This window comes from Streptomyces aidingensis, from assembly GCF_900112355.1.
Lineage (GTDB): Bacteria > Actinomycetota > Actinomycetes > Streptomycetales > Streptomycetaceae > Streptomyces > Streptomyces aidingensis.
Window position 1 is genome coordinate 45,164 of record NZ_FOLM01000002.1, and the last position, 21,199, is coordinate 66,362.

The 21,199-nt window shown below is 73.0% G+C and carries 24 protein-coding genes and 1 riboswitch; of the genes, 7 read left to right on the forward strand and 17 right to left on the reverse strand.

Annotation, left to right across the window (positions count from 1 at the left end; translation table 11 throughout):
* Positions 1–107: 107 nt before the first annotated feature.
* Genes BM242_RS04730 through BM242_RS04740 form a run of 4 tightly spaced genes read right to left on the reverse strand, consistent with a single transcriptional unit; the run spans position 108 to position 1,214 of the window.
* Positions 108–551, reverse strand: a complete 444-nt coding sequence (locus BM242_RS04730) for a hypothetical protein (protein ID WP_093837389.1) — start codon at positions 549–551, stop codon at positions 108–110.
* Positions 548–820, reverse strand: coding sequence for a DUF7848 domain-containing protein (locus BM242_RS04735; protein ID WP_093837390.1), 273 nt, complete (start codon positions 818–820; stop codon positions 548–550). Before BM242_RS04735 ends, BM242_RS04730 begins: the two co-directional genes overlap by 4 nt.
* Positions 820–972 (reverse strand): hypothetical protein, encoded by a 153-nt coding sequence (locus BM242_RS29205; RefSeq protein WP_175541270.1) that lies wholly within the window; start codon positions 970–972, stop codon positions 820–822. The genes BM242_RS04735 and BM242_RS29205 overlap by 1 nt, the downstream gene beginning before the upstream one ends.
* On the reverse strand, positions 969–1,214 hold the full coding sequence (locus BM242_RS04740) for a hypothetical protein (RefSeq protein ID WP_093837391.1): 246 nt from the start codon (positions 1,212–1,214) through the stop codon (positions 969–971). Before BM242_RS04740 ends, BM242_RS29205 begins: the two co-directional genes overlap by 4 nt.
* Before the next feature lie 147 nt (positions 1,215–1,361).
* Here BM242_RS04740 and BM242_RS04745 point away from each other — a divergent pair, with 147 nt between their 5' ends.
* Positions 1,362–2,192, forward strand: a complete 831-nt coding sequence (locus tag BM242_RS04745) for a helix-turn-helix domain-containing protein (protein ID WP_093837392.1) — start codon at positions 1,362–1,364, stop codon at positions 2,190–2,192.
* Positions 2,189–2,413 (forward strand): DUF397 domain-containing protein, encoded by a 225-nt coding sequence (locus BM242_RS04750; RefSeq protein ID WP_093837393.1) that lies wholly within the window; start codon positions 2,189–2,191, stop codon positions 2,411–2,413. Before BM242_RS04745 ends, BM242_RS04750 begins: the two co-directional genes overlap by 4 nt.
* A gap of 301 nt (positions 2,414–2,714) precedes the next feature.
* Here BM242_RS04750 and BM242_RS04755 read toward each other — a convergent pair whose 3' ends face one another.
* Entirely contained in the window at positions 2,715–3,485 is a 771-nt protein-coding gene (locus BM242_RS04755) for a TetR/AcrR family transcriptional regulator (protein WP_175541271.1), read from the reverse strand.
* Between the two features lie 115 nt (positions 3,486–3,600).
* On the opposite strand from BM242_RS04755, the gene BM242_RS04760 reads away from it, so the two are divergent.
* A complete protein-coding gene (locus tag BM242_RS04760; RefSeq protein ID WP_093837395.1) occupies positions 3,601–4,557 on the forward strand; it encodes an ATP-binding cassette domain-containing protein in 957 nt (318 codons plus the stop codon).
* Between the two features lie 8 nt (positions 4,558–4,565).
* Positions 4,566–5,402 (forward strand): ABC transporter permease, encoded by an 837-nt coding sequence (locus BM242_RS04765; protein ID WP_093837396.1) that lies wholly within the window; start codon positions 4,566–4,568, stop codon positions 5,400–5,402.
* Positions 5,403–5,494: 92 nt separating this feature from the next.
* Here BM242_RS04765 and BM242_RS04770 read toward each other — a convergent pair whose 3' ends face one another.
* The 4 genes from BM242_RS04770 to BM242_RS04785 all read right to left on the reverse strand — a co-directional run bounded on the left by BM242_RS04770 (position 5,495) and on the right by BM242_RS04785 (position 10,043).
* Entirely contained in the window at positions 5,495–6,541 is a 1,047-nt protein-coding gene (locus tag BM242_RS04770) for a M23 family metallopeptidase (RefSeq protein WP_093837397.1), read from the reverse strand.
* A gap of 3 nt (positions 6,542–6,544) precedes the next feature.
* A riboswitch (cyclic di-AMP (ydaO/yuaA leader) is annotated at positions 6,545–6,731 on the reverse strand.
* Positions 6,732–7,081: 350 nt separating this feature from the next.
* Entirely contained in the window at positions 7,082–8,269 is a 1,188-nt protein-coding gene (locus BM242_RS04775; RefSeq protein ID WP_093837398.1) for a dipeptidase, read from the reverse strand.
* A gap of 56 nt (positions 8,270–8,325) precedes the next feature.
* A complete protein-coding gene (gene purE / locus BM242_RS04780; RefSeq protein ID WP_175541297.1) occupies positions 8,326–8,802 on the reverse strand; it encodes a 5-(carboxyamino)imidazole ribonucleotide mutase in 477 nt (158 codons plus the stop codon).
* Positions 8,803–8,888: 86 nt separating this feature from the next.
* Positions 8,889–10,043 (reverse strand): 5-(carboxyamino)imidazole ribonucleotide synthase, encoded by a 1,155-nt coding sequence (locus BM242_RS04785; protein ID WP_093837811.1) that lies wholly within the window; start codon positions 10,041–10,043, stop codon positions 8,889–8,891.
* A 131-nt stretch (positions 10,044–10,174) separates the two neighbouring features.
* On the opposite strand from BM242_RS04785, the gene BM242_RS04790 reads away from it, so the two are divergent.
* On the forward strand, positions 10,175–10,747 hold the full coding sequence (locus BM242_RS04790) for a GtrA family protein (protein WP_093837812.1): 573 nt from the start codon (positions 10,175–10,177) through the stop codon (positions 10,745–10,747).
* Between the two features lie 9 nt (positions 10,748–10,756).
* Here BM242_RS04790 and BM242_RS04795 read toward each other — a convergent pair whose 3' ends face one another.
* The 4 genes from BM242_RS04795 to BM242_RS04810 form a co-directional block, all read right to left on the reverse strand.
* A complete protein-coding gene (locus BM242_RS04795) occupies positions 10,757–12,013 on the reverse strand; it encodes an ATP-binding protein (protein ID WP_093837400.1) in 1,257 nt (418 codons plus the stop codon).
* Between the two features lie 12 nt (positions 12,014–12,025).
* Positions 12,026–12,703 (reverse strand): response regulator transcription factor, encoded by a 678-nt coding sequence (locus BM242_RS04800; RefSeq protein WP_093837401.1) that lies wholly within the window; start codon positions 12,701–12,703, stop codon positions 12,026–12,028.
* Between the two features lie 125 nt (positions 12,704–12,828).
* Positions 12,829–13,449 (reverse strand): ATP-binding protein, encoded by a 621-nt coding sequence (locus BM242_RS04805; RefSeq protein ID WP_245833833.1) that lies wholly within the window; start codon positions 13,447–13,449, stop codon positions 12,829–12,831.
* Positions 13,450–13,772: 323 nt separating this feature from the next.
* The gene (locus tag BM242_RS04810; protein WP_093837402.1) at positions 13,773–14,162 is read right to left on the reverse strand and encodes an STAS domain-containing protein; all 390 of its coding nucleotides are present in this window, start codon (positions 14,160–14,162) and stop codon (positions 13,773–13,775) included.
* Positions 14,163–14,517: 355 nt separating this feature from the next.
* Here BM242_RS04810 and BM242_RS04815 point away from each other — a divergent pair, with 355 nt between their 5' ends.
* Positions 14,518–15,423 (forward strand): RNA polymerase sigma factor SigF, encoded by a 906-nt coding sequence (locus BM242_RS04815; RefSeq protein WP_093837403.1) that lies wholly within the window; start codon positions 14,518–14,520, stop codon positions 15,421–15,423.
* A 149-nt stretch (positions 15,424–15,572) separates the two neighbouring features.
* Here the strand turns inward: BM242_RS04815 and BM242_RS04820 are convergent, their stop codons facing one another.
* Positions 15,573–16,022 (reverse strand): SSI family serine proteinase inhibitor, encoded by a 450-nt coding sequence (locus BM242_RS04820; RefSeq protein ID WP_245833834.1) that lies wholly within the window; start codon positions 16,020–16,022, stop codon positions 15,573–15,575.
* A 157-nt stretch (positions 16,023–16,179) separates the two neighbouring features.
* On the opposite strand from BM242_RS04820, the gene BM242_RS04825 reads away from it, so the two are divergent.
* Positions 16,180–16,893, forward strand: a complete 714-nt coding sequence (locus tag BM242_RS04825) for an MOSC domain-containing protein (protein ID WP_093837404.1) — start codon at positions 16,180–16,182, stop codon at positions 16,891–16,893.
* A gap of 27 nt (positions 16,894–16,920) precedes the next feature.
* Here the strand turns inward: BM242_RS04825 and BM242_RS04830 are convergent, their stop codons facing one another.
* The 3 genes from BM242_RS04830 to BM242_RS04840 all read right to left on the reverse strand — a co-directional run bounded on the left by BM242_RS04830 (position 16,921) and on the right by BM242_RS04840 (position 21,128).
* Entirely contained in the window at positions 16,921–18,372 is a 1,452-nt protein-coding gene (locus BM242_RS04830) for an MFS transporter (protein ID WP_093837405.1), read from the reverse strand.
* Between the two features lie 106 nt (positions 18,373–18,478).
* Positions 18,479–19,720 (reverse strand): imidazolonepropionase, encoded by a 1,242-nt coding sequence (hutI, locus tag BM242_RS04835; RefSeq protein WP_425443809.1) that lies wholly within the window; start codon positions 19,718–19,720, stop codon positions 18,479–18,481.
* A 37-nt stretch (positions 19,721–19,757) separates the two neighbouring features.
* Positions 19,758–21,128: a formimidoylglutamate deiminase gene (locus BM242_RS04840; RefSeq protein ID WP_093837407.1), complete on the reverse strand. Its 1,371-nt coding sequence runs from the start codon at positions 21,126–21,128 to the stop codon at positions 19,758–19,760.
* Positions 21,129–21,199 lie beyond the last annotated feature (71 nt).

Sequence of the window (21,199 nt, forward strand, 5' to 3'; positions counted from 1 at the left end):
TGCTCTTCCTTCCCGCTCTGTCCGAGCCGGAAGCTTGACCCGCCCCCTGCTGGGGGCCGTGCCGTGGGAGATGTGCGGTTTCCTCCCCGGCAGGGGGCGGGAGTCTGTCAGGCGTGCGCTTGCTGCGGTTCTACTAATCTCCAGTCGGTCAGGAAGTCGAGGGCGATCGGCCGGCACGACAGGGAGTAATAGACGTCCGCGTCACACCGCCCCCATACGTGGTCCGGGCCGCCCGCGTTGACGCTGATATGCCGACCGGTCACCAGGGCCGCCAACTGCACCTCCTGAAACCGGAGATCGGCCGCCCACTCACGGAAGATCCGCCCCGGGTTCGGTCCGTGCGGCCCGACCTGCCGCAGGCTGCCCGGCGGGAACGGGCCACGGTCGGGAAGCGGGTCCAGAGCGCCAGCCAGGCGGCGGGCCTGGCTCCGCATCCATCGCAAGGCCAGACGGGGCGTGCTCGCCCGGTAGCCGCCGAGTATCCATTCCCCCTCCGCCTCCGGGCTCCGCGCCACCGTCTCGCACCAGTAGCCGTCATGGACCGTCGTCACAGCCAACCCCCGGGAACCAGCCGGTAGGGGTGGGTCTCCACCAGGCGGTAGGTGAAGTGCTCCCGGTTGCTGTCCCGGTGCTGGCGCACCCACCCCGCCGCCGACCGCCGGGCCACCTCCCGCGCGCCGGGCGCGTGCTGCCGGGGCAGCTCTACGGCCGGGCTGGACTCCCCGCACACGGCACACTGCATCGCTACCGTGGACGGCTCCGCGTCCGGCTCCACATCCGCCTCCATGACGAACCGGCGCACCCCGTACACCTCCCGCATCACTGCCCCCTCAACCGGTTGAAGTGGTCCGTGATGCGAGCGTTCAGCGCCTCGTGCCGCGCGTTCAGCTCCGCCAGGGTGGGGGTCGCGTCGTCGGCCGCTGTCTCGGTGTCGTCGTGCTCCGTGGCGGGCGCGTGGGGCTGTTCGGTCACCGTGTCACCTCCACAGCCGCACTGCCCCGGAGAGCCGCCGCCAGAGCGCGGGCCGTCTCCACGTTGCAACGGCCCAGCTCGACCAAGGGAGGACAGGCCACGAACGGCGCACTGGGACCGATGTCCACGCAGAGCGACGGAAGCTTGATGCCAAGGACCGTCAGCACGTCTTCCAGTTCGTCACAGACCGCCTCGGCGTCCTCGATCTCGTCGTCTGCCGACTGCTGCTCGGGGGTCGTCATGCCTGCCACTCCGTACGCCGTCTTGTTCGTCCCTCTTGCGGGGCGGGTACTTACGTTGTGTACTCCCACCATCACCGGGGGGCCGTGCGTTCAACAGGCAGCCAGCCTGGACAGTCCCAACTGTCCAAGGATCTCCAGGGACTTCGTATGACGATCGAAACCGTGTCCGATGACGCGTCAGACCCCAGTGCCTCGCCGCTCAAGCATTTCGGGAACGAAGTCAAGCTGGAGCGGGAGCGATTGGGCCTGTCGCGGGCTGACCTTGGGAAGGAAGCCCACTGTGGCTACTCCCTCGTCGCCAAGATCGAAAGCGGCGACAGAGTGCCGCCCCTGAGCTTCGCCGAAGCGTGCGACCGGGTGTTCCCGCACTCCAACGGCAGGTTCGTGCGGCTCTGGCCGCTTGTCATCCGGTACGCCTACCCGCCGTGGTTCCGGCCGTACGTGGAGCTGGAGCAGAAGGCGACCTTGGTGCGGATGTTCAACCCGAAGCTTCTACCGGGGATCGTCCAGACCCGGGACTACGCCGAGGCAGTCTTGCGCACGGCCCGACCCACCAACCTTGAAGATCTCGTCACGGCCCGAATCGAGCGGCAACGCATTCTCAGCCGGGACGACAACCCCGCCCGGCTGTGGCTGGTGCTCAACGAGGCGGCGCTTCGGAACCCGGTAGGAGAGTCACAGCTCATGCGGGCTCAACTGGATCACTTGCGTGAGCTTGCGGAGACCCCCCGTCATCGCGTCCAGATTGTTCCTGAGCGCAAGGTCAACAATCTCGTCGTGAGCCCGTTCGGCCTCCTGTCCTTCAACGAGGGTGCTGACGTGGTGCACGTAGACGGGTTCCCACGGGGCTACGTGCTGGCGGAACCTGACGACGTGGCGGAAGCCCAGGAAGCCTATGATCTGCTCGTGGCCATGGCCGCACCGCCGGACGAGACCGCAGAGCTGATCCAATCCATTGCGAAGGACTGTTACTCATGACGCACGCCGACCTTCCCGAAACCCCGGACTGGACAAGCTCCACCTACAGCCAGAGCAACGGCGGTGAGTGCATCGAGTGGGCGCCGAAGCACGCTGCGGCCCATGGCGTCGTTCCCGTCCGCGACAGCAAGGACCCGCGCGGCCCGCACCTCAGCGTCTCTCCAGTCGGCTGGGCCGGATTCGTCGCTGCGGTCAAGAACGGCGACCTGGGCACGGCCTGAGCCGTTCGTCCGGTCACTCAAGAGCGGAACGACTCGGGGAGCCTCCGGAGGACGGAGGCTCCCCTTCTGCGTCTCGTGACGGTAGTGATCATGGGGGAATCCTGGGGAGGCACCCCACGGAAGGAGTCTTCGCGCAGGTCAGCGGCGTGTTATCCGTCAAGCACCCAGATCTACGAGGGCACGAACCAGATCCAGCGGATCGTGATGGCCCGCAACCTTCCCTGATCCGCCCCTGACCTGAGCCGCGCCCGGCCGGCCGTTCCCGCCCCTCCCCCGGCGGGGGCGGCCGTCCGGCCGCGGCTCAGCCGCCGGCCGCCTCGCGGTCGCGGATCATGACGGCCACACCGTCCAGGACGAAGTCCAGGCCGTATGCGAAATCGTCCTCGGCGTCCTGCTGTCCGCTCTCGAAGACGCCCGCCCGGATGATCCGGGCCAGGGTGGGGAAACGGCCGTCCCGGACCACCTCGGTCATCAGCCGGCCGTAGACCCGGCCCGCTTCCTCGTAGGAGACCCCGGTACGGTCGAAGGCCTGGTCCATGGAGCGTTCCAGCCTGGTCTGGCCGAGCACATAGCCGCTGAGGATCATCAGCACGCCCACCATGTCCTCCTCGGTGAGCGGGGTGCCGTTCATCCGGGACAGGCCGGCCTCCATCCAGGCCAGGTTGTTCGGCCCCATGGGCGGTCCGCTGATCGGGATGTCCATGGTCCAGGGGCGGGCCAGCAGTACCGCCCGGCTGCCGCGGGCGAAGGCGGCCAGGCCGCCCCGCCAGTCCTCGGGCCACCGCGCGGTGTCCGGCTGCCCGGCCGCCGCGTCGAACATCAGCTCAAGCAGTTCGTCCTTGCCCGGGACATACCGGTAGAGCGACATGGTGGTCAGACCGAACCGCTCGGCCACCTTGCGCATGGACAGGCCCGCGATGCCTTCGGCGTCCGCGATCTCCATGGCGGTCCGGACGATCTCATCGAGGGTGAGGCTGCCGCGGGGTCCCCGGCTGCCCGGCTGCCGGGTGCGCCACAGCAGTTCCAGCGTGTGCTCCGGTCCGCGCCGGGCGGCGGTTCGCCCCTCGGCCATGTCCCTCCTCAGCCTGGTGCCACCGGTCGGTTGACCACATCCTAGAACTGTGTATGGTGTAGAGAGTAGTTTATGACATACACAGTTTGGGTACCCGGGGGCCTTGGGAGGCGGCATGGGAAGGGCGGAGGGGACGCTCGCGGTCACGGCCGAGGGGCTGGACAAGCGCTACCGCGGAACGGCGGCGCTGGACGGCCTGGAGCTGCGGGCGGCACGCGGAACGGTGCACGGGCTGCTGGGGCCCAACGGCGCGGGCAAGACCACGGCCGTGCGCTGCCTGGCCACCCTGCTGCGCTTCGACGCCGGGCGGGCCACCGTCTGCGGGCACGACGTGGCCCGCCGCCCGGAGCGGGTGCGCGAGCTGATCGGCCTCACCGGCCAGTACGCCGCCGTGGACGAAACCCTGAGCGGACGGCAGAACCTGGTGATGTTCGGCCGGCTGTTCAAGCTGAGGGCCGGGGCGGCCCGCCGCCGGGCGGACGAACTGCTGGACCGGTTCGGCCTGGCCGGAGCGGCCGGAAAGTCCGCCGCCCAGTACTCCGGCGGCATGCGGCGCCGGCTGGACCTGGCCGCCGCCATGATCCGCACCCCCGAGGTGCTGTTCCTGGACGAGCCCACCACCGGCCTCGACCCGCGCAGCCGCAACCAGGTCTGGGACGCGGTGCGGGCGCTGGTCGCCCAGGGCACCACGGTGCTGCTCACCACCCAGTACCTGGAGGAGGCCGACCAGCTCGCCGACCGCATCTCGGTGCTGGACGCCGGGCGGATCGTGGCCGAGGGCACCGCGGACCAGCTCAAGGCCCGGACCGGCGGGGACCGGATCGAGGTGGTGGTGCGGCACGCCGCGGATCTGCCGGCGGTGGCGGAGATCCTCGCCCGGGCCGGGGACGGCCCGCCGGTCACCGACCCGGACCGGCGGCTGGCCGGGGCGCCGGTGGCGGACCGGGTCGCCGCGCTGACCGAGGTGGTCCGGGCGCTGCACCAGGCGGGCCTGGCGGCCGAGGACATCGGCACCCGCCGCCCCACCCTGGACGAGGCGTTCCTGGCGCTCACCGGCCGGGCGGCGGCATGAGCGGCGGCATGAGCGGGGCGCTCACCATGGCGGCGGAGCGCCCGGTGCGGCGGTCCCGGCTGCGGGACGCCGCCGCCGACGGCTGGGTGCTGACCCTGCGCAATATGACGCATCTGGTCCGCTCGCCCGAGGAGATCGGCGTCTACTTCTCGCTGCCGGTCATGTTCGTGCTGGTCTTCGGCTATGTCTTCGGCAGCGGCATGCAGGTGCCCGGTGACGGCGGCTACCGGGAGTTCCTGCTTCCGGGGGTGTTCGCGATGACCATGCTCTACGGAATGGGCGCCACCGCCACCGCCGTCTCGCTGGACACCGGGCGGGGGGTGGTGGACCGCTTCCGGTCGATGCCGGTGGCCCGCTCCGCGCTGCTGACCGGCCGCAGCGCCGCCGATCTGCTGCGCGCCCTGCTGGAGCTGGCGGTGCTGGTGGGATGCGGTCTGCTGGTCGGCTGGCAGTGGCACCGGGGAATCGGCAACGCCCTGGCGGCCCTCGGCCTGGTGCTGCTGCTGCGCGCGGCCATCACCCGGACGGGGATCTGGCTCGGGCTGGTGGTGCGGAATCCGGACACCGTGGGCGTCATCGTCTTCCCGCTGGCCTTCCCGCTGACCGCGCTGTCCAACGTCTTTGTCGCCCCGGAGCTGATGCCGGGCTGGCTGGGCGCGGTGGCGGAGTGGAACCCGCTGTCGGCGACGGTGGCCGCCGTCCGGGAGCTGTTCGGCAACCCCGGGCACGCGGGCACCTCCTGGGCCGCGGAGCACGCGCTGCCGCTCGCGGTGGCCTGGCCGCTGCTGCTGATCGCCGTCTTCGCACCGCTGGCGCTGCACCGCTACCGCTCGCTCAGCCGCTGAGGCCGGCGGCGGCGCGGTGCGGAGGAAACGGCGGGCGGCCCGCCCCGCGCGATGCGCGGGACGGGCCGCCCGCGGCCGTTCCCCTGCCGGGGTCAGACGGTGACGCCGTTGGTCCGGAGGTAGGCCACCGGGTCGATGTCGGTGCCGTAGCTGGTGCCGGTCCGGATCTCGAAGTGCAGATGCGGGCCGGTGCTGTTGCCGGTGGTGCCGACCAGGCCGATCTCCTGGCCGACGGTGACCGACTGGCCCGCGCTGACCGAGATGGCGGACAGGTGGGCGTACTGGCTGTAGTGACCGTCCTCGTGCTGGATGATCACCTCGTTGCCGTACGAGCCGCCCCAGCCGGCCGAGACCACGGTGCCGCTGGAGACGGCCTTGACCGAGGTGCCCGCACCGGCGTTGAAGTCCACACCGGTGTGGTAGCCGCTGGCCCACATGGCGCCGGTGACCCGGTAGGCGGTGGTGATCGGGGCGTCCACCGGGGCGGTGTAGCCGGAGGCCGCGGCCGACTGCTCGGCGGTCGGCTCCTCCGCGGCGGGCGCCTCGGCGGCCGGCTGCTCGGGGGCCGGCTGCTCGGGGGCCGGCTGCTCGGCCGGCGGGGCGGGCTGCTCCGCGGGGGCCTCGGCCGCGGGCACCTCGGTCAGCTCGATGACGATGCCGCCGTCACCGCTGTCACCGCCGTCCGAGGTCCGCTCGGCCTTGCCCGAGGCGGCGGAACCGCTGCCGCTCGCGCTCCCGGTCTTCAGCGACAGCTTCTGGCCCGGGTGGATGAGGTTCGGGTTGTCGCCGATCACCTTCTGGTTGACGTCGTAGAGGGCGAGCCAGCCGCCGTCCACGTCATGCGCCTTGGCGATCTTGAACAGGGTGTCGCCGGTCTTCACCGTGTGGTGGCCGGCCCGGTCGTCGGCGGACTGCTGCGCGGCGGCGGCCTGCTGGAGCAGGGCGGCGACATGCGCTCCGGCGGCGGTCTCCGGGACCGTGACGGCGGTGGCCTGGGCGGCGGCGGGTGCCGGCGCCGCGCTCGCGGTGCCGGCCGCGACCAGCGGCAGGGCGACGCCCGCGCCGCCGGCGGTGAGCATCAGGGAGATACGGGACATGCGGCTGTTGCGGGGGCGGCGATGGCGTCCGCGTCCGGGCATGGGGAAGCTCCTCTCCGACGCCTGCGAGGTGAGCTGTCGGGTTCGGGCCGGAAAGGTGCCCGGCCGCCGGCCGGTCCGGCCGCGCGCGTGCGCGGCGAATTCGGCAGACGGCTTCACCCCGAGCCGGTGTGGTGGCCGGCAGAAGTGGGTCCCCCGCTCCTGTCAGACGGAATTGCTGCTCGGTCCGCCACCGGTGACAGGATTCGGCGTCCGGTGGCGGCACACCGCGTCTGCGGCGCGCCAGAACACTAAGCCGGTGAATTCCCGGAACACAAGAAAACTCTCGTGATTTTCCCGTAACCGGGAATTGTCATGAACGACATGAGTGACACGGCGGCATCGCGCGAACTCGGAGTGCGACAATGGATATTCGGATCATATTGACAATGCCCGGGCGGGGAAGGCGAGTTGACCCGAGGGGCAATTCGGACGAAAGCCAGGATGCGGAGCGATCTTCCCCGAAACCCCCGGCGGCGTGACATCGGTCACCCAACCACCGGCCCCTGCGGCGAATTTAAGCAATAGTCCGTGATGTCCGTTTTACCCCTGAGGGGCGGCGACCGATTCCCTCGTGGCCAACGAGGGCCCGCGCCGCTTTTGCAGGGCCCGGCCGGTCTGCTCGGCATCGCCCAGCACACGTACCGCGTTCCGCCAGGTGAGCTTTGCGAGTTCCGCCTCCGACCACCGCCGGCGCAGCAGTTCGGCCACCAGCAGCGGATATCCGGCCACGCTTGCCAGCCCTCGGGGCAGAAACGCCGTGCCGTCGAAATCCCCGCCGATGCCGATGTGGTCGATTCCCGCCACTTCCCGCATATGGTCCAGATGGCCGGCGACATCCGCCACCGTGGCCACCGGCCGCGGATGCTCCGCCTCGAACCGCCGCTGCACCCGCATCGCCTCGGGCGTGGTGGCCAGCGGATCCATGCCGTGCGCCCGCAGGTTCCGCTCGGCCCGCGCGGTCCACTCCACCGCCGCCGGCAGCACGAACTTCGGCACAAAGGTCGCCATCGCCACCCCGCCGTTTCCGGCCAGCCGGGCCAGCACGTCGTCCGGGACGTTGCGGGGGTGGTCGCAGACCGCGCGGGCCGAGGAGTGCGAGAAGAGCACCGGTGCCTCGGTGACCCGCAGCGCGTCCCGCATGGTGTCCGGTGCGACATGCGAGAGATCGACCAGCATGCCGAGCCGGTTCATCTCCCGCACCACCTCCTCGCCGAACCGGTTCAGCCCGCCGTGCACCGGCTCGTCGGTGGCCGAGTCCGCCCAGTCGGTGTTGGTGTTGTGAGTAAGGGTCAGATAGCGCACCCCGAGGGCGTACAGGGAACGCAGCGTGCCGAGGGAGTTGTTGATGCAGTGCCCGCCCTCGGCGCCCATCAGCGAGGCGATCCGGCCCGCCGCGCGCGCCGCCGCCACCTCGTCGGCGGTGGTGGCCAGGCGCAGCGCGTCCGGGTAGCGGGCGGCCAGCATCCGCACCGCGTCGATCTGCTCCAGACAGGCGGTCACCGCCGCGTCCCCGCCCGGCGAGGCCCGGACATAGACGGACCAGAACTGCGCGCCGACCCCGCCGGCCCGCAGCCGGGGCAGATCGGTGTGCAGGCAGGCGCTCTGGTCCCGGGCGAGATCCCGCCGGCCGAGGTCGTAGCCGACCTGCTCGCGCAGCGCCCACGGCAGATCGTTGTGGCCGTCGAAGACCGGGTGCGCGGCCAGCAGCCGCCGGGCCCGCGCCAGCACGCCCGGCCCGGGCTCCGTACCGGAACCGGGGCCGGGGCCGGGGCCCGGTCCGGGGCTCACCGGCCGGCCGCCCTGGCGCGCAGCCGCCGTCCCTTCTCCGTCGCCTGCTCCCTGAGCCGCTCCTGGAACTCCCGCATCCGCTGCCGCAGCCCCGGATCGTGCGCGGCCAGCATGCGCACGGCCAGCAGACCGGCGTTGCGGGCACCGGCCACCGAGACCGTGGCCACCGGCACCCCGGCCGGCATCTGCACGATGGACAGCAGGGAATCCATGCCGTCCAGATACTTCAGCGGCACCGGCACCCCGATCACCGGAAGCTCGGTGACCGCGGCCAGCATGCCCGGCAGATGGGCGGCGCCGCCCGCCCCGGCGATGACCGCCTTCAGGCCGCGGCCGGCCGCCTGCTCGCCGTAGGCCACCATCTCGCGCGGCATGCGGTGCGCGGAGACCACGTCCACCTCGTAGGGGACCTCGAACTCCGCCAGTGCCCCGGCGGCGGCCTCCATCACCGGCCAGTCGCTGTCCGAGCCCATGACGATGCCGACCAGCGGAGCCGGCGAGGACGACGACGAGGACGAGGACGACAACGAGGACGAGGACGAGGACGCTGCTGCTGCGGTCATTCGGTGATGGTCCCTCGCAGGTAGTCGGCGGCATGGCGGGCGCGGGCGCGGACCTCCGCCAGATCGTCGCCGTAGACGTTGACATGGCCCACCTTGCGGCCGGGCTTGACGTCCTTGCCATACATATGGATCTTGAGCTGCGGATCGCGGGCCATGCAGTGCAGATACCCCTGGTACATGTCCGGGTAGTCGCCGCCCAGCACATTGGCCATCACGGTCCACGGCGCCCGCGGGCGCGGATCGCCCAGCGGCAGGTCCAGCACGGCCCGCAGATGGTTGGCGAACTGCGAGGTGACGGCGCCGTCCTGGGTCCAGTGCCCGGAGTTGTGCGGACGCATCGCCAGCTCGTTCACCAGCACCCGGCCGTCCGGGGTCTCGAACAGCTCGACCGCGAGATGCCCCACCACGCCCAGCTCCGCGGCCACCGTCAGGGCCAGCTCCTGGGCCTGCGTCGCACGCTCCTCCGGCAGCCCGGGGGCGGGCGCGATCACGGTGTCGCAGACCCCGTCCACCTGCACCGACTCCACCACCGGATAGGCCACGGCCTGGCCGTGCGGCGAGCGCACCACATTGGCGGCCAGCTCCCGGGTGAACGGCACCATCTCCTCGGCCAGCACCGGCACCCCGGCCCGGAACGGACCGGCCGCCTCGGCCTCGGAGCGGACCACCCACACGCCCTTGCCGTCGTAGCCGCCGCGCACGGTCTTCAGCACCACCGGGTAGCCGGAGCCGGAGGCGGCGCCGCCCTCCGCGGCGAACCGGGACACATCGGCCGGGCCGGTGACCAGCCGGTGCCGGGGGCAGGCCACGCCCAGCTCGGTCAGCCGGGCCCGCATCAGCCCCTTGTCCTGCGCGTACACCAGCGCCTCGGGGCCGGGCCGGATCGCATGGCCCTCGGCCCGCAGGGCATGCAGATGCTCGGTGGGCACATGCTCGTGGTCGAAGGTGATCACATCGCAGCCCTCGGCGAAGGCGAGCAGGGTGTCCAGATCGCGGTAGTCGCCCACCACGACGTTCTGCACCGCCTGCGCGGCCGAGTCCTGCGGAGTGTCACTGAGCAGCTTGAATCTGATGCCGAGCGGGATGCCCGCCTCATGGGTCATGCGGGCGAGCTGGCCGCCGCCGACCATGCCGACTACCGGGAATGTCACGGACTCAAGGGTATCGGCCCGGGTCAGCGGTGCGGCGGCCGGTCCACGGGCCGGGCGGCCGGTCACCCGGCGGCCCGGCCCGTACGGCGTAACCGGACGGCCGTACGGGCCGTCGGCTTAGCATGGCCGGCATGGCGACTGGCACGGCGACCGGCACGGCCGGACCCCGCACGCTCCGCGCCCGGCTGCGCGGGCTGCTGCGCGAGGCGGCCAAATTCGGCACGGTCGGCGCCCTCGGCTTCCTGGTGAACGTGGCGGTGTTCAATCTGGCGGCGCAGGCCGCCGGGCTGGGGCCGCTCCAGTCGGGGGTGCTGGCCACCTCGGCCGCCATCACCACCAACTACCTGGGCAACCGCCACTGGACCTACCGGCACGCGGACAAGAGCGGGCGGCGCCGCGAGGCCGGGCGGTTCCTGCTGTTCTCCGGCGCCGGAATGCTGCTGGAGAACGGCGTGCTGGCGATCTCGCACTACGGCCTGGACCTGACCTCGCCGCTGGCCGACAACATCGCCAAGAACGTGGTGGGCCTGGGCATCGGCTCGCTGTTCCGGTTCTGGTCCTACCGCACCTGGGTGTTCCACGGCGCCCGCACCCGGCACGCGGTGACCGCCGCCGCGCCGGAGGGCCGCCGCACCGGACCGGCGGGGCCCGCGGATGCCGCGGACCCCGCGGCACCGGCCGGCTCCGCCCGCCGTGCCGCATAGCCCCCCGGCCTAGGTCTGGGCCGGGGGCTCGTCGTCCTGGGCACGGCTGAGGAAGAGGGCGAAGACCGGGGGCCTGAGCTGGCGCAGCTCCAGCCGGCCGCCGTCCGCCTCGGCCAGGTCGCGGGCCACCGCCAGCCCCAGCCCGGTGGAGTTCCGGCCGCTCACCGACCGTTCGAAGACCCGGGAGCCGAGCGAGGGCGGCACCCCGCGGCCGGCGTCGGTGACCTCCACCACCACCTGGTTGCCCGCCGTCCTGGTCCGGATCGCCACCGTGCCGCCGCCGTGCATCAGCGCGTTCTCCACCAGCGCCGCCAGCACCTGGGCCACCGCCCCCGGGGTGCCGACCGCGCGCAGTCCCGGCTTGCCGGAGTGCACGATCACCCGTCCCCGGGCCCGGTAGGCCGGCCGCCACTCCTCGATCTGCTGGAGCACGATCTCGTCCAGGTCGAAACCGACCGCCGACTCCATCCGGCGCTCCCGGGAATTGGTGAGCAGCCGCTGCACCACATCGGTCAGCCGCTCCACCTGGTTCAGCGCGATGGAGGCCTCCTCCTTGACGGTCTCCAGATCGTCGGTGGCGATGATCTCCTCAAGCCGCATGGAGAGCGCGGTGAGCGGGGTGCGGAGCTGGTGCGAGGCATCGGCGGCCAGCCGCCGCTCGGCGGTGATCATCCGGTGGATGCGCTCCGAACTGGCGTCCAGCACATCGGCCACCCGGTCCAGCTCCTCCACCCCGTAGCGGCGGTGGCGGGGGCGCGGATCGCCGGAGCCCAGCCGCTCGGCGGACTCGGCCAGGTCGGTCAGCGGGGTCGCCAGCCGCCGGGCCTGGCGCAGCGCCATCACCGCGGCCGAGGCGATGGTGATCGCGGTCACCGCCAGGATGATCAGCAGCGAGCGGCCCACCTCGTCGCTCACCACGGAGCCGTCCTGCCGGACGGTGACGGTCTCGCCCCGGGTGCCCCGCTCGGTGGCCTCCAGCACCGCGCCACTGGGCTCCTCCCCCACCGTGAACGGCTCCTCGCCGTCGAGTTCGATGACCACCTGCCGCTCGGGCTGGACCAGTTCCGCCATGCTCTCCGGGGTGACCGGGCGGCCGGACACCAGCCGGCTCTCCACCTCGGTGACCAGCCGGGCGGCCTCGGACTGGAGCCGGTCCCGGGCGCTGGCGTCGATGGCCCGGGTCTCCACCAGCACCATGGAGATGCCGAAGACGGCGATGACCACCAGAACGACGGCCAGGGTGGAATTGATCAGACGGCGGCGCACGGCGGGGCGGTCTCACCCCTTCTCGAAGCGGAAGCCGACGCCGCGCACGGTGGCGATGTAGCGCGGGTTGCCGGCGTCGTCCCCGAGCTTCTTGCGCAGCCAGGAGATGTGCATGTCCAGGGTCTTGGTGGACGACCACCAGGTGGTGTCCCAGACCTCCCGCATCAGCTGCTCCCGGGTGACCACCCGGCCGGCGTCCCGCACCAGCACCCGCAGCAGATCGAACTCCTTCGCGGTGAGGTGGAGCTCCTCGTCCCCGAGCCAGGCGCGGTGGGACTCGATGTCGATCCGGATGCCGTGCACCGCGGGCGCCGGGGCGTGCTCGGCGGTGCCCCGGCGCAGCAGCGCACGGACCCGGGCGAGCAGTTCGGCGAGCCGGAACGGCTTGGTGACATAGTCGTCGGCGCCCGCGTCCAGGCCGACCACGGTGTCCACCTCGTCGGCGCGGGCGGTGAGCACCAGCACGGGCAGTCCCAGACCCTCGGTGCGCAGCCGGCGGCAGACCTCCAGGCCGTCCATGCCGGGCAGGCCCAGATCCAGGACGACCAGATCGACGTCGCCGCGCAGCCCGGCGCGGAGCGCGCCCGGGCCGTCCTCGCGTACCTCCACCTCGTAGCCTTCGCGTCGCAGCGCTCGGGCCAGCGGCTCCGAGATGGATGCGTCGTCCTCGGCGAGCAGTACTCGGGTCATGGGCTGATGGTAGACGCCGGATGCCGGTGATCGGCGTCCGCGGCGGTGAGGTGCGCGCAGCACCACAGGGAGGCGGATGAGGCGCGCTCCGCGCTCGCGGCGCGGCGGGGGGAGCGCGGAAGCGGTCAGGGGGCGGCTGTCAGCTCGGCCCAGACCGTTTTCCCGGCCGTGCCCCCGGCCGCACCGGCGGGGGCCTCCCCGGGCGCCGCCGCGGGACGGACCGGCAGCTCCGGGACCCCGGCCCCGGAAGGCCGGGAGTCCTCGATGACACCCCAGTCCCGGGAGAGGCGTTCGACGATGAACATGCCATGGCCGCCGGGACGGCCGGGCCGCCGGCCGGCCAGGGGCGCGGGGGTGCCGCCGCCCGCGTCGCTGACCTCGATCCGCAGCGTCCGGCGGGGGCCCCGGCGCAGCCGCAGCTCGCGCGGGCCGGCGGTGTGCAGGCAGGCGTTGGTGACCAGCTCGGAGACGATCAGCAGGGCGTCCTCGGCGGCGGCCCGCCGCTCGTCGTCGGCGGCCGGCAGCCAGCCCCAGTCGTACAGCGCCTCCCGGGCGAATTCCCGGGCGCGGGCCACCGTGCCGCTGATGCCGGACAGCCGCAGCCGACGGACCTGGCCGGGCGCATCGGCCGTACCGCCCGTACCGCCGCCACCGGCCGCCGCGGCCGGAGGCACGGGGGCGGGCCGCGGGCCGCGCGGCCCGGCGCCCTCGCCGCCCGGAGGGAACGGCTGCGCCATCGCGCCCATGCGCCTTCGCCTCCCCTCGGCCCCATGGCCCGGTGATCCAGTGGTCCAGTCGGCCCGTGCCGGACGCCCGCCCGGCCGCGGAACGCCGGGTACCGGCCCTGCCACCGGCCCCGCCGGGGGCCGTCACGGGCACCGTGCCGGGATTCGGATGTCCCCGGCGTCGGATGTGCCAGAACTCCTGCCCTGATAACCGGCTGGGACACCTGCCATCTGTGCGCCATAGTGTGACCCGCGTAACCCTCTGCCGCAAAGTGGTCACACGGCCCGTGGCGCCGGGACCGGTGGCGGTGCCGGTGTGCGGCCGCGGGCCCGGGCGGCGCCGGTCAGGCCCGGTTGCCGGGGACCGCGGCGAGCGCGGCCGCCAGGCTGTCGTGCAGGGTGAAGACCATGCCGGCTCCGGTGATCTCCAGCAGCCGGGCGACCCGGGGCTGCGGCGCGGCGAGGTGCACCCCGCCGCCCGCGGCCTCGGCCTCCAGGCGCGCGGCGAGCAGCGCGTTCAGACCGGTGGAATCGCAGAAATCGAGCCGTGCGCAATCGACCACAATCCACGGACAGCCGCCCGTGACGCAGGCGTGAAGTGATACACGCAACATCTCCGCGGAATGGTGATCGAGTTCACCCTGTGGCTCGACAACGGCGATCGGCGGGAGGCGGCGTGCATCAACCGTGAACCGACGCCGGTGGGCGCTTTCCGGCTGGCCGCCGCGGTCCATGCAGCCCCCTTCAGTTCTGTACAGCTTGCTGACTAGGTTCGAACCATAGCCCTTTGGGTGGAGGCCGAGTACCCGAACAACGCTGACATCAATCTGAATTCGGACATAGCGGACTTGCCTTGCCGAGGTGATCCCGGGTAGGGCTAGAAGAAGGCACGGCATCCGGCGGGCTTGTCCGCACGCCACCGGGGATCATCTTCCCCGATGCCGGGCACTGAATCGAATAGCAGGAATTCCGCGCACGGCAGACAACAGAGCACCCGGAAACCAGCGAGGGAGGCGCCGTACCGGCGGAGCACAGACTGACGACGGCTTCGGCGGCCGTAAGCCGAACCACAACGGAGGACACCTTTCCATGTCACCCGCCCCCCATCCCAACCGAACCGACGCCGATCCCCACACATCCCCCACACCTCACCACCGCCTCACCCCCTCCGCCCCGGCGATGGACGCGCTGCGCGAGGAGCTCGCCGAGATCCCGCCCTACGACGAGGTCGCGCCCTGGGACGCCCGGGAGCTGTCCAAGAGCCTTTTCGAACGGCTGCGGACGCTGGAGGAGGGCACTCACGAGTTCTCCTACGTCCGTAACACGCTGGTGGAACTCAACCTCGCCCTGGTGAAGTTCGCGGCCTCGCGGTTCCGCTCCCGCAGCGAGCCGATGGAGGACATCATCCAGGTGGGCACCATAGGTCTGATCAAGGCGATCGACCGGTTCGAGCCCGACCGCGGCGTCGAGTTCCCCACCTTCGCGATGCCGACCATCATCGGCGAGATCAAGCGCTTCTTCCGCGACACCTCCTGGTCCGTGCGGGTGCCGCGGCGGCTCCAGGAACTCCGCCTGGATCTGGCCAAGGCGGGCGACGAGCTGTCCCAGCGGCTGGACCGCGCCCCGACCGTGGCCGAACTCGCCGAACGGCTCGGCCTGAGCGAGGACGAGGTGGTCGAGGGCATGGCCGCGGCCAACGCCTACACGGCCAGCTCGCTGGACGCCCAGCCCGAGGAGGACGACGCCGAGGGCGCCCTCGCCGACCGGATCGGCTACGAGGACCACGGTCTTGAGGGCATCGAGTACATCGAGTCGCTCAAGCCGCTGATCGCGCAGCTCGCGCCGCGCGACCGCACGATTCTCTCGCTGCGCTTCGTGGCCAACATGACGCAGTCGCAGATCGGCGAGGAGCTGGGCATCTCCCAGATGCATGTCTCGCGGCTGCTCGCCCGCACGCTGAGCAGACTGCGCCGCAGCCTGCTGGTGGAGGAATGACCGCCGCCGGCACCGGCCCTCGCCGATCCCGGTCCGCACGGTCCTCCGAGTCCTGAGACCGGGTCAGGGCTCCGAGGACCAGGCGGCACAGGCCGGGGCCGGTGCCGGAGCCCGCTCAGGGGCGCCGCGGCCCGGCCGCGCGGCGGGGCTCAGAAGGCGAACACCGCGCCGGTGCGGCTGTGCATCTCACAGGTGTTGCCGAAGGTCTCGTGCCAGGCCACCGGCCGGCCGTGCCACGACCCGGTGGCGGACGCCGTCACCGGGTCGTATTCGCGGGTGCAGGGCTGGTCCCCCCGGGGCATCCGGCGCAGCTCACCGCCCGCGCCGTCCAGATCGGCGCAGGCCCGCGCCGGGTCCGGGTGGACGGCCGGCGCCCCGGACCCGGACCGCTGCGCCGCCGCGCCCCGCGGCGGGCAGTCCAGCTCCACCCAGCGGATCCAGGACAGTGCCTTGCCGCGCCCGCTGAGGGTGAGCAGCATCCGGCCCCCGGTCCCGCCGTCCGGCTGCTGCTGTTCACCGGCGGCGGCGGTCGGGGCGACGGCGGCGGCCACGGCGAGCAGCGCCACGGCGGCGGCGGCGAGCAGCGGCTGACGGGCCAACGGTCCTCCCTCGGGCGGGGCGGAGCGGACGGTGCGCGGCGGGCGGGGCCCGACGCCGAGTCTGCCGCCGCGCCACGGCCCCGTCCGGCAGCCCGGCGGCGACCGGGCCGCCCGTTCACCCGTCCGGCCAGGCCGGGACGTTCGTTAGGGTGAGGCCATGCTGCGATCTCCCCAAGAGGGTTCCCCGGCCGCCGCACCCGTCACCGCGCGGGTGCTGTCGGTCAACATCGGTACCGCGCGCGCCAGCGAGCACACCGACGCGGACGGCGGGATGACCGGCATCGGCAAGCGCCCGGTGAACGGGCCGGTGGCGGTCACCGCGCCGGGCCCCAAGGGCACCGGCGGCAGCGGCCTGGCCGGCGACTTCATCGGTGACCTGCGCCACCATGGCGGGGACGAGCAGGCGGTCTACGCCTACGCCCGGGAAGACCTGGACCGCTGGCAGCGGGAACTGGGCCGGGAGCTGCCGGGCGGCGTCTTCGGCGAGAACCTCACCACCCAGGGCATCGACGTCAGCGAGGTGCGGATCGGCGAGCGCTGGCGGATCGGCCCGGACCTGGTGCTCCAGGCCGCCTCGCCGCGCATCCCGTGCCGGACCTTCGCGGGCTGGCTCCAGGAGCAGGCCTGGGTGAAGCGGTTCACCCGGGCCGCCGCCCCCGGGGCGTACTTCCGGGTGATCGAGCCGGGCGAGATCCGGGCCGGGGACCGGATCGAGGTGCTGCACCGGCCGGACCACGAGGTGTCGGTGGCCTTCTTCTTCCGCGCCCGGACCACCGAGCCGGAGCTGCGCCCGCGGCTGATGGCGGCGGGCGACGCGCTGTCCGGCGAGGAGCTCGACTACGCCCGCAGATGGGCCGCGGACCCCTCCTGATCCCTCCCGTCCCCGGCCGGGCGGCGCTCAGGAAGCGGCCGGGGCGGCCGGGGCGGCCGGGGCCTCCAGGGCGCGCCGGATGGCGGCGGCGTTGAGCCGGCGCCGCATGAACCACATCAGGCCGAGGGAGAGCACGGTCACGGTCAGGAACGGGGCGCGCAGCGCGGCCTCCCGTCCGGCGGTGTGCTCCACCGCGGTCACCAGCGCGCCGCCCAGCGCCATACCGATCGGCATGCAGCCCCAGCCCAGCAGCCGGTAGCAACTGTTGACCCGGCCGAGCAGCCCGTCCGGGACCAGGGTCTGGCGCAGCGAGACGGTGATCACGTTCCACAGCACCACGGCCATCCCGGCCAGCACCGAGGCGGCGGCCACCAGCCAGACGGTGGAGGTCGCCCCGATGGTGAGATGGTCCACGGCGAAGACCACGGTGGCCAGCAGCAGACAGCGCGACGGGCCGATCCGGCGGCTGACCCGGGCGGCGAAGAAGCTGCCGAGGAAGCCGCCCAGCGCCCCGCAGGCGGACAGCAGCGCGAACGCCGCGGCCCCCAGGCCCAGGATCTCCTTCGCGTAGAGGATGAAGATCGAGAAGGCGGCGGCGCTCATGGCGTTGGACCAGGCCAGGGCGATGGCCAGCGGGCGCAGCAGGGGGTGGGACCACAGCCAGCGCATGCCCTCGGCGATCTCGGCGCGCATCGGCCGCCGGGGCGGCGGCGGCCCGGCGCCGGCGTCCGCCGGCCGCGGTCCGCGTCCGTCCCCGCGCCCGGCCCGGAAGGAGCCGCGGACGGCCAGCAGCACCAGCACCGACACCAGCGCCGAGACGGCGTCGAAGAAGAACGGCAGGGCCAGCCCCACGCCGATCAGCACCCCGGTGACCGGGCGGCCGACAAACTCGCCGAGCACCATCTGGGCACCCATCAGCCGTCCGTTCGCCGCCTCCAGCCGCTTGCGGTCCACCACCGAGGGCAGCAGCACCTGACTGGTGTTGTCGAAGACCACCTCGCAGCAGCCCAGCGCCAGCGCGACGGCGAACAGCAGCGGCAGGGTGATGGCATCGGCCCAGACCAGCAGGCCGGTGACCAGGACCACGGCGGCACGCAGCAGATTGACGCCCAGCATCAGCAGGCGGCGGTCCACGCGGTCCGCCCAGACGCCCGCCGGAAGGCTGAACAGCAGCCAGGGCAGCCGTACCGCCACGCCCATCAGGGCGACCAGAAGGGCGCTGCTGGTGAGTTCGGTGGTCAGCCAGGGGATGGCGATCAGCACCACGCCGTCGCCGATCTTGGAGACGGTGGACGCGGTCCACAGCTTCCAGAACGCCCCGCCCAGCCCGGGGCCGGGGCCGGGGGGCTGCGTCGTGACCGGGGCCGCCACCAGGCCGGCGGCGCCCGCCCCGTCCCGCTCCCCTTCTTGTTGCTCTTCTTGTTGCTCTTCTTGTTGCTGTTCTTGTTCCTGCTGCCGTTCCGGTGCCTGCCCGGTCATGTCACACCGCCCCCTGCCCTGCCACGCCGGAATTCTCCCGGCACTCTCGCAGAGGCCGGGCGACCGCCACCACCCGTTTCCCCGCGCCGCCCCGGCCGGGCGGTGGTCAGCGGTGGATCAGATGGCGTCCGCGCCGCCACACATCGGTCACCAGCGGCACCCCCGGCCGGTAGGCCAGATGCAGCGGGGACGGGGCGTCCAGCAGCACCAGATCGGCGCGGGTGCCCGGCGCGAGCCGCCCGATGTCGGAGCGGCGCAGCGCCGCCGCCCCGCCCGCGGTGGCCGCCCACAGCGCCTCGTCCGGCGTCATGCCCATCTCGCGCACCGCCAGGGCGATGCAGAACGGCAGCGAACTGGTGTAGGAGGAGCCGGGGTTGCAGTCGGTGGCGAGCGCCACCACGGCCCCGGCGTCCAGCAGCCGGCGGGCGTCCGGGTAGCGGGACCGGGTGGAGAACTCGCAGCCGGGCAGCAGGGTGGCCACGGTCGGCTCCGGGCCGCCGGCGGCCTGGGCGAGGGCGTCCACATCGGCGTCGGTGAGGTGGGTGCAGTGGTCGGCGGAGGCGGCGCCGAGTTCCACGGCGAGCTGCACGCCGGGACCGTAGCTGAGCTGGTTGGCGTGGATGCGGGGGAGCAGACCGCGCCGCCGCCCGGCGGTGAGCACCGCGCGGGCCTGGTCGCCGTCGAAGGCGCCCTTCTCGCAGAAGACGTCGATCCAGCGGGCGTGCGGGGCGCAGGCGTCCAGCATCGGGCCGGTGACCAGCTCCACATAGCGGTCGGGAGCCTCGGTGAACTCGGGGGCGACCACATGGGCGCCGAGGAAGGTGACCTCCTCGGTGCGTTCGGCGGCCACTTTCAGGGCGCGGGCCTCGTCCTCCACGGTCAGGCCGTAGCCGGACTTGGTCTCGGCGGTGGTGGTGCCCTGGCGCAGCATCTCGGCGAGGTGGCGGTCGAGGGTGCGGGCGAGCTGGTGGCCGGTGGCCGCGCGGGTGGCGGCGACGGTGGTGCGGATGCCGCCGGCGGTGTAGTGGCGGCCGGCCATCCGGTCGGCGAACTCCTGGCCGCGCTCGCCGGCGAACAGCAGATGGGAGTGGGAGTCGACAAAGCCGGGGACGGCGGTCCGGCCGCCCGCGTCATGATGACTGTCAGTAGCGGGTGCTCTACTGGTCGGACCGGCCCAGGCGACGCGGTCGTCCTCGATGACGACGGCGGCGTCCGGGATCGTGCCGAGCGGGCCCGCGCCCAGGGAGGGATCATTGGTGACCAGACTTGCGATATTGCTGATCAGAGTCGTCCTGGCGGTCACAGCCCCGTCCTCTCCGTCCTCTCCGTCCTCACTCCCCCTGCTCACCCTGCTCACCCTGCTCACCCTGCCGTCCGCACCGGCCTCACGGCGTGCACAGCGGGGCGATGGCCTCGGCCAGGCTGGCGGCCACATGCGGCACCGTCTGATGCACCCCGTCCCGGACGACATGCCGCCCGGCCACCACGGTGTGCCGGACGTCGGCCGCGGTGGCGGCGAAGATCACCGTCTCGGCGGCCAGCGCCACCGGCGGCCCCGCGGTGCGCACGCTGTCCAGCGCCACCGTGGTGAAGTCGGCCGGCGCGCCCGGTTCCAGGCGCCCGGCGTCCGGCCAGCCCAGGGCGGCCTGGCCGTGCTCGGTGGCGGCGGCCAGCAGGGCGTCCGCCGACCAGTGGCCGCGCCGCCGGGTGCGCATCCGCTCGCCCAGCTCCACGGCCCGGGTCTCGGCGAGGAGATCGATCATGGCGTGGCTGTCGCTGCCCAGGCAGACGGGGCTGCCCGCGTCGCGCAGCGCGGCGCCGGGGCCGATCCCGTCGGCGAGATCGCGTTCGGTGGAGGGGCACAGGCAGACGGCCGTGGCGCTGCCGCCCAGCAGGCCGATGTCCGCCTCGGTGGGATGGGTGGCGTGCACGGCGGTGGTGCCGGGGCCGAGCAGGCCGTGGTCGGCCAGCAGCCGGGTGGGGGTCCGGCCGTGCGCCGCCAGGCACTCCTCGTTCTCCCGGGGCTGCTCGGAGAGGTGGACGTGCAGCGGCGCGGAGCGCTCCCGGGCCCATTCGGCCACGGTGGCGAGCTGTTCCGCGGGCACGGCGCGCACCGAGTGCACGGCGGCGCCGATGCGGCTGGTGGCGCTGGGGGCCAGGGCGGCGGCGCGTTCGGCCCAGGTGTCGGCGGTGCCGTCGGAGAAGCGGAGCTGGGGGCCGATCGGGGGGCGGCCGAAGCCGCCGGCCAGATAGCAGGTGTCGAGCAGGGTGATGCGGATGCCTGCCTCGGTGGCGGCGGCGATCAGCGCCTCGCCCATGGCGTTGGGGTCGCGGTAGCGCAGACCGCCGGGGGCGTGATGCAGATAGTGGAACTCGCCCACGGTGGTGATGCCGGCCATGGCCATCTCGGCGTAGACGGCGCGGGCCAGCTCGAAATAGCTGTCCGGGGTGAGCCGTTCGGCGACGGCGTACATGGTCTCGCGCCAGGTCCAGAAGGAGCCGTGGGCGCCGCCCCCGGTGGTGTCCCGGGCCTGGGAGACGCCGCGCAGCGCGCGGTGGAAGGCGTGGCTGTGGGCGTTGGCCAGCCCCGGGATGGTCAGTCCGCGCAGCGAGACGGCGCCGACCGGAGGGTCGGGGACGCCGCTGCGCACGGACGAGATGCGCCCGGCCCGGTCGGTGGCGATCACCACCCCGGCCCGGACCGCGCCGCCGGTCCACACCTGGTCCGCCCAGTAGGTCTGGGGTGCCAGATTCATCGCCGGCCCTCCCCGCGTTCCCCGGGCCGCCGCCGGCCCGCCGCGGCCGGGGGCGGCGGCGTCGCCGGGGG